This is a genomic window from Sphingopyxis sp. 10G20-10, assembly GCF_057365075.1.
This window is the reverse complement of record NZ_CP195117.1, coordinates 1,751,123-1,765,081: the sequence shown is the minus strand read 5'-3', so window position 1 is coordinate 1,765,081 and position 13,959 is coordinate 1,751,123. Positions and strand designations below refer to the sequence as shown.

Here is a 13,959-nt window from a genome sequence, read left to right as displayed (position 1 = left end):
CATGAACCAATCCATGCTCCTCGCGCTGTCAGCGTACGCACTCGTCTCGTCCATAACGCCAGGGCCAAACACTATGATGTTGATGGCATCTGGCGCCAATTTCGGCCTGCGCCGTACCTTTCCGCACGCTTTGGGCGTAGCCTTCGGTTTCATGCTGATGATTACCCTCGTCGGCATAGGTTTGATGGGGATGCTGAATATGTTCCCGCTGTTCAGTATCGCCTTAAAGGCTCTCAGCGTCTCCTATCTCTTGTGGCTTGCATGGAAAATTGCCAACGCCGCTGCCCCCGATGTGCAAGGCGGCGCTGCAGGGCGACCTATGAATTTTTTACAGGCGATTTTATTTCAATGGGTTAATCCAAAGGCGTGGTCCATGGCACTAACTGCGATCGCGCTTTATGCCCCCGAACGCAGTATCAGCACTATATTGTTCGTCGCGCTGATATTCGGCATCATCAACCTGCCCTCGACCAGCCTGTGGGTAGTGATGGGGCAGGCGGTGCGCAACTGGCTATCTAGCCGCTCTCGGCTACGCGCCTTCAACTGGACGATGGCAACGCTTCTCATCGCCTCGCTCGCGTTAATTATCTGAATGCGTCGATTGCAAGGTTTCATTCGGCAACCTATGTACATCTTCCCTCCGCTTTGAAGGAATGACCCGCAATGAAAAGCCGCCGACTGGGCAAGAGCGCCCTTTATGTTTCCGACATTTGCATGGGTACCATGACCTTTGGCAGCCAGACCGACGAAGCCGAGGCCTTTCGCATCCTTGACCGCTGCGTCGATGAAGGAATTGACTTTTTCGACACCGCAGAGGGCTATCCGGTCCCGCCCGATGTCAAATGGGTCGGACGGACCGAAGAGATTGTCGGGCGCTGGCTCAAAACCAAAGACCGCCATTCGCTGATCGTGGCAACCAAGGTTTCGGGACCGAGCCATGTCTGGTTCAAATCCCCCAAGCGCGGCGGCATGACCGCACTCGATCGCCACCATATCACCACCGCTGTCGAGGACAGCCTGCAACGGCTGCAAACCGACTATATTGATCTGTACCAGACCCATTGGCCCGACCATGACGGTCCTTATGACGAGGTTATGGAGGTGCTCGACGAACTGGTGCGCGCGGGCAAGGTGCGGGTGTTGGGCTGTTCGAACGAGACCAGCTGGGGTTTGATGAAAAGCATCGCAGTGGCCGAACGCCTTGGTACCGCGCGCTTCCACACCATCCAGAATAATTTCAGCCTCAACAACCGCCGGTTCGAGGATGAACTGAAGCAGGTATGTCGTCAGGAAGGCGTCAGCCTGATCTCCTACTCCCCGCTGGCTGGCGGCGTATTGTCAGGAAAATATCAGGACGGCGCGACCCCCGAAGGCGCCCGTTTTTCAGACTATCTGAGCAAAGGCGGACGGCACACGGCAATGGCACAACGCTTCGTCAACGACCGCAGCCTTTCCGCAACAGAGCGCTATATGGCAATTGCCGCCGAGGCCGGGGTGCATCCGGTGACGTTGGCAACGGCATGGTCCAAGCAGCATGATTTTGTCGCCTCGACGATTGTTGGGGTCAGCCAATATGATCAGCTCGATCCGATATTGGCGGCATCCGAATTGGTCCTCGATAATGATGTCATCAAGGCGATCAATCAGGTCGGGAAGGACATCCTCTACCCGATGGGATGACCGTCACGTCCCGCATTTTTTCTTAAAGACAGCAAATCTTCATACCAACGCAATGTCTTGAGCCCAGTGGGGTTGTGTCAGGAGACATTAAGTATGAAGTTCATTTCCCTAAACTCGCGCGGCGGCGATTATCTGGTCGTCGCAGCCAATGTCGCCTGGCTGCGCGAAGCCGAAAACGGCCAAACCAATGTCGGCATGGTCGGCGGTGCACCGCTGCTCGTCGTCGGCACGATCGCGGCTACCGCAGAAAGCATCCTCGCTCAGGCCAACTCTCTGGGGTAACGAACTTGGGGCGCAGCCGGTGGCTCGCCCGTCGCTATTCGACCGTAACAGACTTCGCCAGATTGCGCGGCTGGTCGACATCTGTCCCCTTGGCCACCGCCACATGATAGGCGAGCAGTTGCACCGGCACCGCATAGACCAGCGGCGCGATCAGCGGGTGAACCTTGGGCATTTCGATGGTCGCAATGCAGCCTTCGCCCGCCTCGGCCAGCCCTTCGGCGTCAGATATCAGCACGATCTTGCCGCCGCGCGCGCGGACTTCCTGCATGTTGCTGACGGTCTTTTCAAATAGCGCTCCGCTGGGCGCGATGACGATCACCGGAACCGCCTCGTCGATCAGCGCGATGGGGCCGTGCTTCATCTCGCCGCTCGCATAGCCCTCGGCATGAATATAGCTGATTTCCTTGAGCTTCAGTGCGCCTTCGAGCGCCAGCGGATAGTCGGGGCCGCGCCCCAGATAGAGCACGTCGCGCGCAGGCGCGATCAGATGCGCCATCGCAGCAATCTCTTCATCATGCGCCAGCGCCTCGTTGAGCGCGGCGGGCGTCTCGGTCAGATGCTTGACCACGGCGCGCTCCTCGTCACGCGTCATGCGGCCTTTGACGACGGCCAGATGCGCGGCGAGCGCAGCGAGGACGGCGAGTTGGCATGAAAAGGCTTTGGTCGAGGCCACCCCGATTTCGGGTCCGGCATGGGTGGGAAGGAGCAAATCAGCTTCGCGCGCCATGCTGCTCGTCGGGACGTTGACGACGACGGCGATTTTCTGCCCTTCTTGCCGGGCATGACGCAACGCCGCGAGCGTGTCTGCCGTCTCGCCGGACTGGCTGATGAACAGGGCAAGACCCCCATTTTCCAGCACCGGCTCGCGGTATCGAAACTCGGATGCGAAATCCAGGTCGACGGGGACACGCGCGAACTGTTCGAACCAATATTTGGCGACCATGCCGGCATAGTAACTGGTGCCGCAGGCGACGATGGTGACGCGCTTTATGCTCGACAGGTCAAAGTCCATTTGCGGCAATGCCACCGCCTGCTCGAGTGGCCGGATATAACTACGCAATGTTTGCGCCACGACCGTCGGCTGCTCGAAAATCTCTTTGAGCATATAGTGGCGATAGGGTCCTTTTTCGGTCGTCGCCGCTGAAAGGCCACTGGTCGTCACTTCGCGGGTGACGGGTTTGTTTGCTGAGTCAAATATCTCTGCGTCATCGCGCCGGATCACGGCCCAGTCGCCCTCTTCAAGATAGCTGATCTTTTGGGTGAGCGGTGCCAGCGCCAGCGCGTCTGACCCCAAATAGGTTTCGCCATCGCCAAACCCGACGACCAAGGGGGAGCCCAATCGCGCTCCGATCAACAAGTCGGGATGCTGGCGAAAGGCAATCGCCAGCGCAAAAGCGCCGCGCAATTGCGGCAACACGGCTTGCACGGCCTCTTGCGGAGACTTGCCTGCCTCGACCTGCTCGCTCAGCAGATGCGCAACGACTTCGGTGTCGGTCTCGCTTTCGAACACACGTCCGCGCGCGATCAGAGCGTCACGCAGCGGCTTGAAATTCTCGATAATGCCATTGTGGACCAGCGCGACTTCATCCGTCGCATGGGGGTGCGCGTTGCTGGTGGTGGGCGCGCCATGGGTGGCCCAGCGGGTGTGGGCGATACCGACATTGCCGGGTGCCGGATTGCCGCTCAGTTCCTTGACCAGATTTGCCAATTTCCCTTCGGCGCGGCGGCGGACAAGCTGACCATCTTCGACCATGCAAACGCCCGCCGAGTCATAGCCGCGATACTCCATGCGCTTGAGCCCATCGACCAGCCGGTCGGTCGCTGCTGCTTTGCCAACAATACCTATAATTCCGCACATGCTATTTGCTTTCGTTCACAGCGACTAAAGGATGCGACCCACCAACATATTCGGGGAATAATGCGTGACGCAAAGGAGAAGGTAGCGCGGCACTGCTCAGACTGTCTGCAGGTTCCTGTCAACATAGATCATGGCAAATTGCACCGGATCGGCTGGCTCTTTATTCGCATCTTCAAAGCGCTTCTTGCCATCCGCCCAAATGCGCAGAATCTCGGCGGGCAATTGCGGCGAAAATTTCATCTGCTGCGCGACAATCTCTGACCAGCTGCCTTTCAATCCGAAACTCTGCTCAAGCTGCGGCACCATCGCAGTGCACCAGGTGTCAGTCGCTTCATCAAGATGGCCGATGGCTTTGAGCACATAGGCGTCGACGAAACGCAGGAACGGCTTGTCGGTATAACGGTCGCTCACGTTTTTTTCTCCGCTGCCTTCTTTTTGCGCATGGTGTCGTGAAAGCGATCGGCCCAGCCCGGTTTGACCAACTGTTCGGCGCGGACCATACGCAAATCGCCGTTGGCCACATCGCGGCTCACCGCGCTGCCCGCCGCGACGATGGCGTCTTTACCGATTGTCACTGGCGCGATCAGCGCGCTGTTGCTGCCGATGAAGGCGCGTTCGCCGATGATCGTCTGATATTTGAAATAGCCGTCATAATTACAGGTTATCGTTCCTGCCCCGATGTTGGCGCCCGCCCCCACCGTCGCGTCGCCCAAATAGGTCAGGTGATTGGCCTTGGCCCCCTTGCCCAGCACTGCCTTTTTCATCTCGACGAAATTGCCGACTTTCGCCTTCTCTTCCATCACCGCGCCGGGGCGTAGCCGGGCGAAAGGCCCGACCTCGCACTTTGGTCCAATGGTCGCGCCTTCGATATGGCTGTGCGCGCGGATCGTCGCGCCCTCGGCAATGGTCACGCGGGGTCCGAAAAAGACATTGGGCTCAATCGTCACGTCGCGGGCAATTTGTGTGTCCCATGCGAACCACACCGTTTCGGGGGCGATCAGCGTCACGCCATCGGCCATCGCGGCGCGGCGGCGGCGCTGCTGCCACGCGGCCTCCATCTCGGCGAGTTGCGCGCGACTGTTGATACCGGCAACGTCAAAGGGATCGGTCGTCACAGCAACGCAGACACGACCATCCGCATTGGCGATATTGACGATGTCGGTGAGGTAAAATTCCTTTTGCACATTGTCGTCGGTGACGCGTCCCAGCAAGGAGAACAAATCATGCGCCTTGACCGCCATCAGGCCCGAATTGGACAGTTTCACAGCCTTCTCGTCGTCGCTTGCATCCTTTTGCTCGACCATTTTGGTGATGCGGCTTTCGCTCACGATCACGCGGCCATAACCGGTGGGGTCGTCAGGCTCGAAGGCCAAAACCACCACAGCGGGAGAATCATCGGCATTCAACCGGTCGATCATCGCTTGCATCGTCGCGGTCGGGACAAAGGGCACATCGCCATAGAGAATCAGAGCATCGCCAGCAAAACCGGCGAGAGCCGCTTCGGCCTGTTGTACCGCATGGCCGGTACCAAGCTGTGGCTCCTGCACCGCAAGGTCTGCCGAACCGGCAAGCGCCGCCTCAAGCTGGTCCTTGCCGCTGCCGACAACGACAACCTTCTTTGCGGGATTCAGCGCATCGACGCTGGCCATCAAATGCATCAGCATCGGGAGACCGGCAATCGGGTGCAGCACCTTGTGCAGCGATGATTTCATGCGGGTGCCCTGGCCCGCGGCAAGGATGATGGCGGCGACTGGATTGCTCATATCCGCGCCATGCCAGCAAATGGTTGCGGATTCCATAGCTTCGCGCCATGCGGACCCCATGACGGATTTTCCTTTTCAGATTGTCGGGTTCGATCTCGACGGCACATTGATCGACACATCGGGCGATCTCACCGCTTCGGTCAATCATGCCTTGGCCCTAGTCGACCGTCCGCCGCTCAGCGAAGCGCAGGTCCAACCGATGATCGGTCTCGGCGCAAAGCATATGCTGGAGCAAGGGCTAGCAGCCAGCGGCGGATTGCCTGCAGACGACTTCAAACCGCTCTATCGCGCACTGCTCGGCTATTATGAGGCGCATGTCTCTGTTCACAGCCGCCCTTTCCCCGGCCTGCTCGCGCTGCTCGACAGCCTTGACGAAATGGGTGTGCGCTATGCGGTGGTGACGAACAAATTTGAAAGTCTGGCACGCAAACTGCTCGACGAACTTTCCCTGTCATCGCGTATGGGCACCATATTGGGCGCGGACACATTGGGCATCGAAAACGCCAAGCCGTCTCCCGCACCGATCCACGAGATGATCAAACGGTGCGGCGGCGGGCGTGCAGCTTTCATCGGCGACAGCATCTATGACGTCATGGCGGCAAAGGGCGCGGACGTGACCAGCGTGGCAGTGAGTTTCGGGTTTCTACACCAGCCAATCGAAGAGCTGGGCGCCGACCATATCATCGACCATTTTGATGAGTTGTTGCCGCTCTTGGCCCGACTTTAAGGCCGCCGCCACTTGGTCCACAAATGCTTGGCCAGCATCAGCGGCGGCATCCGCAGCCAATGCGACCTAATGTAAAAACCCTGTTGAATGATGGGCCGGGTCGGCCGTCCCCAGTCGTCACGTGCCAGAAACCGCTGGCGAAACCAGCGATCACCATTACTTGGCTTGGTCCAGTCTGAGGGAGCCGTGCTGCCATAAAGGTCATGGGCCAAACGCGCTGCACGATGTACCGCATAAACTAGCCCATGTCTCTCAGCACGCACATCCAGCTTGTTCCAAAACGTCTTGTCCGCCGCAACAAAATCGCGAGTCAGGCAATGAAAATCCCACAGGTTGCGCAGCCCGCCCTGCAAATCGCCGTCCGCCATCATATGCGCCGCGCAATGACAGACCATGTCGGTCGGGGACAATATGCGCAGCCCCGACTCCAGCGTCATCGCTTCCGCCATCATGGCGACGGCGTCGGGCGTCACGCGATGAGTCACTGGCAAAATCGTATGGTGGACATCGATCATGCGGTCGCGGTCCTTGTGGATCAACGGCGGCAGTTCATGCATATGGTCGCGGTAATAAGCGTCGTCATAGGGGTCGGGTTTGACCCATTCCCACCCCGCCGCCAGTAACGCATTTTCCGCCCGCGCGAGATTGTGTACAGCGACCATGATGTCGAGGTCGCCTATCTGACGTCCGGCGGCGCAGGGCATATCGGCGGCGGCATAGGCCGTGCCCTTGAGCAGCACAAACTCAAGGCCGAGCGGCGTCAGCGCACGGCGCGCCATTTCGCCCTCCCACAAAGCCTGTTGCCGCGCCAGATCAGAGGAGACGCGCAAATCGGCAAACAGCGCCGCCACGCTATCGGGCATGTCGTCCGCTTTGAGCTGATGCGCCAGTGTCGATAACAGCGCCTCGGCGCGGGCGACGCTGATCACCGCGTCCCAGTCGCGCGGCGTCAGGCCGCCACTCTTTCGCCGTCCGGCCAGTAAATCGACGAGGCAGCTCATCGCGCTCACCGATCCACCTCCGCCCATAGCTGCTCGACCAGCGCCAGCCCGCTGGCGCTATCGGGATAGGAAACGGCAAAGGCCGGCATGCTACGCACCAAATTGGTCAGCGCGGCAAAGCCAACCTCGCCCAGTGTCCCATAATTTGTCGAGGCTTGGGTCAGACGGACAAAGGCTTCGCCTTCGCCCAATCGCTCAATTCCCGGCGCTCCGCCAAAGGCCGGAAACAACAACAGCGCCGGACGGGCGGGTTCATGCATGGCGGCGATGGCATCGGATCGCGGAATCAGGTGCCGAATATCGCCTTTCGGTGTTCCCGCCAACAACGGCCCCAGTCGCGGCGCATCCACGCGCGCCGCCACTTCGGCAATCGCCTCATTCTTCAAACTGACCGCGCGCGGAAAAGCCAGAGCATCGCCGCTTGTCGGTTCGATCAGCGTGAATTCATCCCCCATCAGCCGCCAGTCACCCTCACCCAGCAGCGCCGCCAGCGTCGATTTTCCCGACCCCGACTCGCCTGACAGGATGAGTGCGCGTCCATCGCGCGCGACCGCGCTGGCGTGGAGCATCATATGCCGCCGCCAGCCGAGCGCGAGCTGCAAATTCATCGCCATTTCCGCAGCGAGCAGCCCCATCGGCAGCGGCAGCGGCAGCGCGTCGGGCACAATATAATCGCCGCCGATATGCACCGACGGCCGCAACCAGCGCCGCCATGGCCGCGCCGCGAACAACCGCACCGTGGCATCGGCGGGGCGTTCAGGATCTTTCGGATAATCGGCGTAGAGCCGGTCGAGCGCGGCAATCGGTTCCGCCCAGTCGCTGCCGATCCGGAATTGCACCGGGCCAACGGCAAGGCGGGTGTGATGCCTCATAGTGACTCGACCAGACCGAGCGCGACCAACTCATTCAGCCGTTCGGTCAGAAGGGCCTTGGCATCACCTTCACCGCCCAGATCAAATTGCTGGGCCAGCCGCTCGGCGATTTCGATCACGCTGCAAATATCGTCGCCCATGGCGCGCAACATTTCGGGCAAAGGCGACGCCAGCACATGCGTCTGCGTCGAACGACGGTCATAAAGGACAACCAGCGGTCCCAAAGCTTCACGTCTCAACGCTTCACGGGGGGCGGCCCGATAGTGCCGTTCAATCATATTCTTCGGCGGCAATCGTCATCTTGGTCAAAAGGGTCATCAACGTCGTGCGCTCGTCATCACTCAACCGTGATTCGAGTCGCGCCTCCATTGCCAGCGTCGCCGGCACAATCTCGTCGTAAAGCGATTGCCCGGCGTCAGTGAGTTCCAAATGGTGCGATCGCCCGTCGGCTTCATGCGCTTGTCGCGCAATCAAGCGCCGGTCAGCCAATCCCTTGGCCGCGCGATTGACCGTCACCTTGTCCATCCGTGTTGCCGCGACAAGCTCGCGCTGGGTCAGCGGCTTGCCCTCACCCAGCACCGCCATCAACCGCCACTCGGGGACTTTAAGCCCGAAGCGGCTTTGATATTCGGATGCCAGCCGCCCGCTGACCGCATAGGACGCAATCGACAGCCGATACGGCAGGAATTGATCAATATTGAGCGAATTAGCAGCCATAGCCCTCATCTTATCGCTTATCTGACGTCTGTGAAGGTCAGAATGACAGGCGCCCACCAATCCACAAGGTGCGTGGGGTCGCACGTTCCAATATGCCCGCCGACGAAATGGCGGCAGGGACAAGCGCATTGAACAGATTTTCGCCGCGCGCTTCGATGCTCATGGACGCCGCAATTTGCCATGCGAGCATCGCATCAACGGTCACCGCATCGTCGAGCACCTGCAGCCCCAGATCATCCTCATTCTGCGCACCGACGTAGCGCAAAGTCGTCGACGCGCGCACCGGTCCGTGGTCATAGCGCAGTGACGCGCTGCCATTATGTCGGGCAATCTGCGCCGGACGGCGGCCATCAAGCGCCGCCGCCACGCCCGACGCGTCAACGCGCGCATTGACATAGGCATAGGTCGCCCGCAGCGTAATCGCGCCAAGCGATTGTTCGACGCTCAACTCCATGCCCTTGCTGGTGATCGCATCTAGATTCTGACGCTGGCTGTAAGTCGCGCCTGCCGCGACAAATCCAACACCCGGAAACAGGCCCGGCCCCTGCCCCAGCGTAACATTCGCAATGGCATTGTTCAGGCGATTCGCAAACAGGGTCGCCGACAATTGGGTACCCTCAGCCTGCCATTCGATTCCGGCCTCTCCGCCCCACAATCGTTCAGGCTTCAGCATCTCATTCGCGGCGGTCGCATCGGGGCCGACCCGAAAGGGGCGATATAATTCATTCAGCGTCGGCAAACGCCACTCGCGATAGGCGGCGGCGCGGAACGCGACAGGTCCGGCGCTCCAACGCACGCCGGCGCGCCCGCTGGCTTCCCAACCCTGCCGCGCCGCAAAACTCTCGTCAGACCGGATACTACCGCCAATGTTGCGTTCGGTGCGATAGCCTGTGCCGAGCCACCAATGGTCGAGCCGACCGCTCACTGTCCACAGCAAGTCGTCGGCGGACGAGCCCGACGTCCATTGGGCAAAGCCGCCCAGCGTATCGCTGGTGCCACCGGCATCGCGATGACGCGCTGGTGTCAGGTCGCTGAACAGGAAATCTTCGGACGTGCGCCCGACAGTGCGCCGCCAATCCATGCCAAGACGCAACGGGTTTGCACCGGCGATGGCGGGCCGCAGTTCGAGCCGCGCGCCAAGCCCCGTTGCTGGCACATGCTGGCGCAGCGCGGGGTTAACGCTGTTGCGGTCGGCAGCGACGCTGCCAAAGCCTGTGTCAAAGGTGCGGAGCTGGATATAGGCCAGCGCAATGGCCTGCGTTTCGCCTGCCGGATCATGGACAAATCGCGCGCTGGCATCGACACCATCGACCTTGCTTTGCGAAAAATCGAACCCGCGATCACGCCGGTCGAAAAAGCCTCGCATGCTGACATCGACCCGGCTGTTGTCGCCCGCATCAATACGCGTGCGCAGCCCCAAACCGCCTTGCTCATAGGGGGCGGCGCGATCAACGAGTCCGCGCTGGCTGGCGACGATCGGAGTGAAACCATCGCCGCGCGCATAGCGGCCATCAATCGCAACTTGCCCGTTTCCAAGGCTTGTCCCAACGCTCGCCGCCGCATCCCAACTGTTGCGGCTGCCATAAGCCAGACTGGCCGCCGCGCCGTCGGTCATATCGGATAGCAGAGCGATGGTTCCCGCCAGCGCACCCGGACCATCGGCCCCGCTGCCGCCGCCACGATTAATCTGGATGCCGCCAAGGCTGATGGCGTCATAGGCGGTCCACGCGACCCAGCCGCCGAACGGATCGGCCTGCGGTATACCGTCGAGTGTCACCAAGGCGCGGCTGGATGCATTGCCGCCGAGACCCCGCAGCGTCACGCCCTGACTCGTCGGGTGGGCCGAGCGTGCATCGGATCGACGGAACTGGGCGATCCCCGCCTCGTCGCGCAATCGGTTTTCAACGCGAACACCCAATCCGGGGTCGAGGTCGGTCAAAAGCGCTCCCGCCTGAATCTCATCGCCGCTATCAATACTCAACAGCCCACTGGTGCGCACGACAATGATCTGTTTGGAGCTTGGGTCCGCCACGCCACTGTTGTCGTCTGCGGACTGTGCCAAGGCCGCCGCTGGCAAGACCAGCGCGGCTGTACCGATCAGGAAACGGATCATTTCGCTTTGACGGCGTCCGGGTGCGCGCGCTGAAAAGCTTCAATTTCGCCGCACGCGGCCTCGATTTCCAGCAGGCGCGGATAGGTGTCGAGCGGCACATCAAATCGCCGGGCGTTATAGATTTGTGGGATCAGGCAGGCGTCGGCGATATTGGGGGCATCGCCGCCCAAAAATGTTCCGTTTCCGGCCATCGCCTCAAGCGCGTCAAATCCTTCGAGAATCCAATGGTGATACCAGCGGTTTTTCGTTTGCTCGTTGAGCCCCAGATCCTTGGTCAGATATTTCAGCACGCGCAGATTGTTGAGCGGGTGGATGTCGCACGCCACGACATGCGCCTGCGCCAGTGCGACGGCGCGGGGCATCGGATCGTCGGGGATCAGGCGCGGATCGGGGTGCGTGCGATCGATCCAGTCGATAATCGCCAGACTCTGGATGATAACATCATCGCCCGCGACAAGCATCGGCACAAAGCCTTGGGCATTTTGCTCCAGATAGGCATCGCTGCGTTGCTCACCGGCGATCAGGCTGACTTCGACACGGCTGTAATCAAGCCCTTTGAGGTTCAGCGCGATACGCACGCGATAGCTGGCGGTGGATCGAAAATAATCGTGAAGGACCAATTCTGTCATGATCCCGCGCCCTGCACGTCTTTGGGCATTTCGGCAATCCATTGCCGCAACAGCGCGACGCCTTCTTTGTGCACCGTCGACCGTCCCAGTTCGGGCATGGCGATACCAGGGTCGAGGCTTTCGAGGCGATAGATCAAGAAACTGCTCTCGGGCTCACCGGGCGCGATGGCAAAGTCGCGGTCGCCGCTCCCGCGCCCTGCGGCCGTCGGGCGCTTGTATATCCCGAAATTGGTTCCCATCGGGTCGGTCCAGCGCAAGAATAATCCGCTGTTTGATGCGCTGCCTTCGGGATTGTGACAGTGGCTGCAATTACCCTCTAGATAAGCGCGCGCGCGTTCGGCCACCGTGCCGGTGCTGGGGTCATCCCAGCGCGGCAAGGTGGGCTTAAGCACCGCGGGGTCGGCAAAGAATCGCGCCAGTTTTTGCGGACTAGCGGCGGGATCGGGCGTGAAGTTGCGCTGTTTGGGGCCGATGGGCAACACGACGCCGGCGCGATTATGACATTCCTTGCACTGGTTCTTGTTCGGAACGGCATAGTTTATGCTGTACGCATCGCCGTCCGGAGCGGTAAATTTGACCGGAACACGGCGTCCCGCGAGCGCCAGCGAGGCGTCCTTGCCATCGGCGTCCCAGATATAGGGCAAACCCACCCACCCGTTCGCGCGGTGGATCAGCAGCCGCGTTTCCACCGGCTTGGCGTCATTGCGCCCGACCCAGCCAAAGCTTTTGATGAGTACACTGCCAACCGGAAAGTCGATCGCGCCATCCTGTCCGACCTTCGCCTTTTGCCCTGCCGGGGTCCACACTCCGCGATGTTTGTCGGCATAATCGCTGAACAACGGCGTTTGCAGCGTATAGGGCAGCACCGCCTCGTCCAGCTTGCTCGTCCCCGGCTGAAAAAAGCCAAAGGCGGACAATTTGGCAGGCATGGTGGTGCCGTCGATCAGCGCCTGATCGGGGGCAGAGGCGGGCAAGGCAGTCACCCCGCTGGCGCAGAGCCAGGCCGCCGCCAGCGCTGCGCCAATCCGCTTCACTTAACCTTGTCTTCCATGCTTGCTGGCAGCGTGATGCCCGGCAAGGCAGGGGGCACTGTCCCTTTCGACAGGTCGACCGGCGTTGGCTTGGCCTCGCTTTGCGGGGTCGATACGTCCGGAAGGTTAAGCGACAATGTGCCGACGCTATCGAGCACGACCGCATTGCCCGACCCGTCCCACAGGATCGGCAAAATGCTGCCGCCCATGGCCTTGGCAATCGCGGCCCCACCTTCGAAATCGGGGGCATATCCGGCTTTGCCATGCATATTGTCGCGGACCACAATGTCACGCGGCAGCGGCAGATATTTGGCGTCGTCCGTTTTGTTGCGATAGCCGACGATCATCACATTGGCGGTGCCGTTATCATTCAGCACATTGTCAAACACCTCGACGTGGCGATTGGCCATCACCAACACCCCGGTGCCGGTCGGTACGCCCGCGACAATATTGCCCTTCGGCGCAAAATTTGGCGTCATATTGTTGAGCACCAGATTATCAAAAACGCGGACATTATGCCCGCCCTGTTGCGGTAGGCTGGGCAGGTCGAACACCAATATGCCGCCCGTATTCATCGTCGCCAGATTATCGTGAACATCGGCATCATAGCAATTTTCAATTTCGATCCCGGCGACATTTTCTTTCGCAATCGAATCGCGCACGACGACATTGCGCGATTGGCCGACATAAATGCCCGCATCCGACGCCCCCCGCACATAGACGCTGTCGACCAGCACATCCTGACTTTCGACCGGATAAATGCCATAGGCGCCATTGGTGGCCTTGGGACCGGCGGTCCATTCGACGCGCAGGTGGTGATAGACGATACGGTCGGCGTCCTTGGACTTGACTCCATCGCCGCGCGTGTTGAGGACAGCGAATTCGGTCAGCATCACATCATCGGATGTGACAAGCAGCCCCTCGCCCGACCCCTGCTGGTTCGTGAAGTCCAATATGGTGCCGCCATCGCCCGCGCCAGCCCCGCGCAGCGTCACGCCATCTACATCGAGCGACAGGCCATCGGTCAGATGCCAAGTCCCCGCGCCCATTTCAACCACGTCACCCGGTTCGGCAAGGATCAGCGCTTCCTGCAATTTTTCGGCGGGTCGATCACTGTCGGCGGATACCGAAAGCGTTTTGGCACAAACCGGACTGGCGGCCAAAACCGCAACACAGGCCAAAGTTGCCAGAGGCCCGCTGCTCAAAGAATGGAATCGCATATCTCTCTCCCTGCTTTTATGCTGTAATGCTTCAATTGCATATTAAAACCAAGTCGCCAAACCGCT

General features: G+C 60.3%; 15 protein-coding genes. 4 read left to right on the top strand and 11 right to left on the bottom strand.

The window, feature by feature from the left end; translation table 11 throughout:
* Nucleotides 1-13 precede the first annotated feature (13 nt).
* The 3 genes from ACR3XE_RS08630 (at nucleotide 14) to ACR3XE_RS08620 (ending at nucleotide 1,962) form a co-directional block, all read left to right on the top strand.
* Nucleotides 14-592 (top strand): LysE family translocator, encoded by a 579-nt coding sequence (locus ACR3XE_RS08630; RefSeq protein ID WP_473698048.1) that lies wholly within the window; start codon nucleotides 14-16, stop codon nucleotides 590-592.
* Nucleotides 593-663: 71 nt separating this feature from the next.
* Nucleotides 664-1,680: an aldo/keto reductase gene (locus tag ACR3XE_RS08625; RefSeq protein ID WP_473698049.1), complete on the top strand. Its 1,017-nt coding sequence runs from the start codon at nucleotides 664-666 to the stop codon at nucleotides 1,678-1,680.
* A gap of 93 nt (nucleotides 1,681-1,773) precedes the next feature.
* The gene (locus tag ACR3XE_RS08620; protein ID WP_473698050.1) at nucleotides 1,774-1,962 is read left to right on the top strand and encodes a hypothetical protein; all 189 of its coding nucleotides are present in this window, start codon (nucleotides 1,774-1,776) and stop codon (nucleotides 1,960-1,962) included.
* 34 nt (nucleotides 1,963-1,996) lie between these two features.
* Here ACR3XE_RS08620 and glmS read toward each other — a convergent pair whose 3' ends face one another.
* The 3 genes from glmS to glmU all read right to left on the bottom strand — a co-directional run bounded on the left by glmS (nucleotide 1,997) and on the right by glmU (nucleotide 5,583).
* Entirely contained in the window at nucleotides 1,997-3,820 is a 1,824-nt protein-coding gene (gene glmS / locus ACR3XE_RS08615; RefSeq protein ID WP_473698051.1) for a glutamine--fructose-6-phosphate transaminase (isomerizing), read from the bottom strand.
* A 96-nt stretch (nucleotides 3,821-3,916) separates the two neighbouring features.
* On the bottom strand, nucleotides 3,917-4,231 hold the full coding sequence (locus ACR3XE_RS08610; RefSeq protein WP_473698052.1) for a hypothetical protein: 315 nt from the start codon (nucleotides 4,229-4,231) through the stop codon (nucleotides 3,917-3,919).
* The gene (glmU, locus tag ACR3XE_RS08605; RefSeq protein ID WP_473698053.1) at nucleotides 4,228-5,583 is read right to left on the bottom strand and encodes a bifunctional UDP-N-acetylglucosamine diphosphorylase/glucosamine-1-phosphate N-acetyltransferase GlmU; all 1,356 of its coding nucleotides are present in this window, start codon (nucleotides 5,581-5,583) and stop codon (nucleotides 4,228-4,230) included. The genes ACR3XE_RS08610 and glmU overlap by 4 nt, the downstream gene beginning before the upstream one ends.
* Before the next feature lie 58 nt (nucleotides 5,584-5,641).
* Between glmU and ACR3XE_RS08600 the strand changes: the two genes are divergently transcribed.
* Nucleotides 5,642-6,310: an HAD hydrolase-like protein gene (locus ACR3XE_RS08600; protein ID WP_473698054.1), complete on the top strand. Its 669-nt coding sequence runs from the start codon at nucleotides 5,642-5,644 to the stop codon at nucleotides 6,308-6,310.
* Here ACR3XE_RS08600 and ACR3XE_RS08595 read toward each other — a convergent pair.
* The 8 genes from ACR3XE_RS08595 to ACR3XE_RS08560 are packed head-to-tail and all read right to left on the bottom strand — an operon-like array spanning nucleotide 6,307 to nucleotide 13,893.
* The gene (locus tag ACR3XE_RS08595; protein ID WP_473700328.1) at nucleotides 6,307-7,311 is read right to left on the bottom strand and encodes a nucleotidyltransferase domain-containing protein; all 1,005 of its coding nucleotides are present in this window, start codon (nucleotides 7,309-7,311) and stop codon (nucleotides 6,307-6,309) included. The two genes, ACR3XE_RS08600 and ACR3XE_RS08595, sit on opposite strands and share 4 nt — an antisense overlap.
* A gap of 5 nt (nucleotides 7,312-7,316) precedes the next feature.
* Complete coding sequence (locus ACR3XE_RS08590) at nucleotides 7,317-8,183, bottom strand: HprK-related kinase A (RefSeq protein ID WP_473698055.1); 867 nt, start codon at nucleotides 8,181-8,183, stop codon at nucleotides 7,317-7,319.
* The gene (locus ACR3XE_RS08585; RefSeq protein WP_473698056.1) at nucleotides 8,180-8,461 is read right to left on the bottom strand and encodes an HPr-rel-A system PqqD family peptide chaperone; all 282 of its coding nucleotides are present in this window, start codon (nucleotides 8,459-8,461) and stop codon (nucleotides 8,180-8,182) included. Before ACR3XE_RS08585 ends, ACR3XE_RS08590 begins: the two co-directional genes overlap by 4 nt.
* The gene (locus ACR3XE_RS08580) at nucleotides 8,454-8,900 is read right to left on the bottom strand and encodes a MarR family winged helix-turn-helix transcriptional regulator (protein WP_473698057.1); all 447 of its coding nucleotides are present in this window, start codon (nucleotides 8,898-8,900) and stop codon (nucleotides 8,454-8,456) included. Before ACR3XE_RS08580 ends, ACR3XE_RS08585 begins: the two co-directional genes overlap by 8 nt.
* A gap of 37 nt (nucleotides 8,901-8,937) precedes the next feature.
* On the bottom strand, nucleotides 8,938-11,013 hold the full coding sequence (locus ACR3XE_RS08575) for a TonB-dependent receptor (RefSeq protein ID WP_473698058.1): 2,076 nt from the start codon (nucleotides 11,011-11,013) through the stop codon (nucleotides 8,938-8,940).
* Nucleotides 11,010-11,642: a maleylacetoacetate isomerase gene (gene maiA / locus ACR3XE_RS08570; protein WP_473698059.1), complete on the bottom strand. Its 633-nt coding sequence runs from the start codon at nucleotides 11,640-11,642 to the stop codon at nucleotides 11,010-11,012. Before maiA ends, ACR3XE_RS08575 begins: the two co-directional genes overlap by 4 nt.
* A complete protein-coding gene (locus ACR3XE_RS08565) occupies nucleotides 11,639-12,676 on the bottom strand; it encodes an SO2930 family diheme c-type cytochrome (RefSeq protein ID WP_473698060.1) in 1,038 nt (345 codons plus the stop codon). Before ACR3XE_RS08565 ends, maiA begins: the two co-directional genes overlap by 4 nt.
* A complete protein-coding gene (locus ACR3XE_RS08560) occupies nucleotides 12,673-13,893 on the bottom strand; it encodes a parallel beta-helix domain-containing protein (protein ID WP_486185649.1) in 1,221 nt (406 codons plus the stop codon). Before ACR3XE_RS08560 ends, ACR3XE_RS08565 begins: the two co-directional genes overlap by 4 nt.
* Between the last annotated feature and the right edge of the window lie 66 nt (nucleotides 13,894-13,959).

Bases quoted from the DNA above. Each gene is read 5' to 3' on its own strand.
- ACR3XE_RS08630 (WP_473698048.1), top strand. From the start codon at position 14: ATGCTCCTCGCGCTGTCAGCGTACGCACTCGTCTCGTCCATAACGCCA.
- ACR3XE_RS08625 (WP_473698049.1), top strand. From the start codon at position 664: ATGAAAAGCCGCCGACTGGGCAAGAGCGCCCTTTATGTTTCCGACATT.
- ACR3XE_RS08620 (WP_473698050.1), top strand. From the start codon at position 1,774: ATGAAGTTCATTTCCCTAAACTCGCGCGGCGGCGATTATCTGGTCGTC.
- glmS (WP_473698051.1), bottom strand. From the start codon at position 3,820: ATGTGCGGAATTATAGGTATTGTTGGCAAAGCAGCAGCGACCGACCGG.
- glmU (WP_473698053.1), bottom strand. From the start codon at position 5,583: ATGAGCAATCCAGTCGCCGCCATCATCCTTGCCGCGGGCCAGGGCACC.
- ACR3XE_RS08600 (WP_473698054.1), top strand. From the start codon at position 5,642: ATGACGGATTTTCCTTTTCAGATTGTCGGGTTCGATCTCGACGGCACA.
- ACR3XE_RS08595 (WP_473700328.1), bottom strand. From the start codon at position 7,311: ATGAGCTGCCTCGTCGATTTACTGGCCGGACGGCGAAAGAGTGGCGGC.
- ACR3XE_RS08590 (WP_473698055.1), bottom strand. From the start codon at position 8,183: ATGAGGCATCACACCCGCCTTGCCGTTGGCCCGGTGCAATTCCGGATC.
- ACR3XE_RS08585 (WP_473698056.1), bottom strand. From the start codon at position 8,461: ATGATTGAACGGCACTATCGGGCCGCCCCCCGTGAAGCGTTGAGACGT.
- ACR3XE_RS08580 (WP_473698057.1), bottom strand. From the start codon at position 8,900: ATGGCTGCTAATTCGCTCAATATTGATCAATTCCTGCCGTATCGGCTG.
- ACR3XE_RS08575 (WP_473698058.1), bottom strand. From the start codon at position 11,013: ATGATCCGTTTCCTGATCGGTACAGCCGCGCTGGTCTTGCCAGCGGCG.
- maiA (WP_473698059.1), bottom strand. From the start codon at position 11,642: ATGACAGAATTGGTCCTTCACGATTATTTTCGATCCACCGCCAGCTAT.
- ACR3XE_RS08560 (WP_486185649.1), bottom strand. From the start codon at position 13,893: ATGCGATTCCATTCTTTGAGCAGCGGGCCTCTGGCAACTTTGGCCTGT.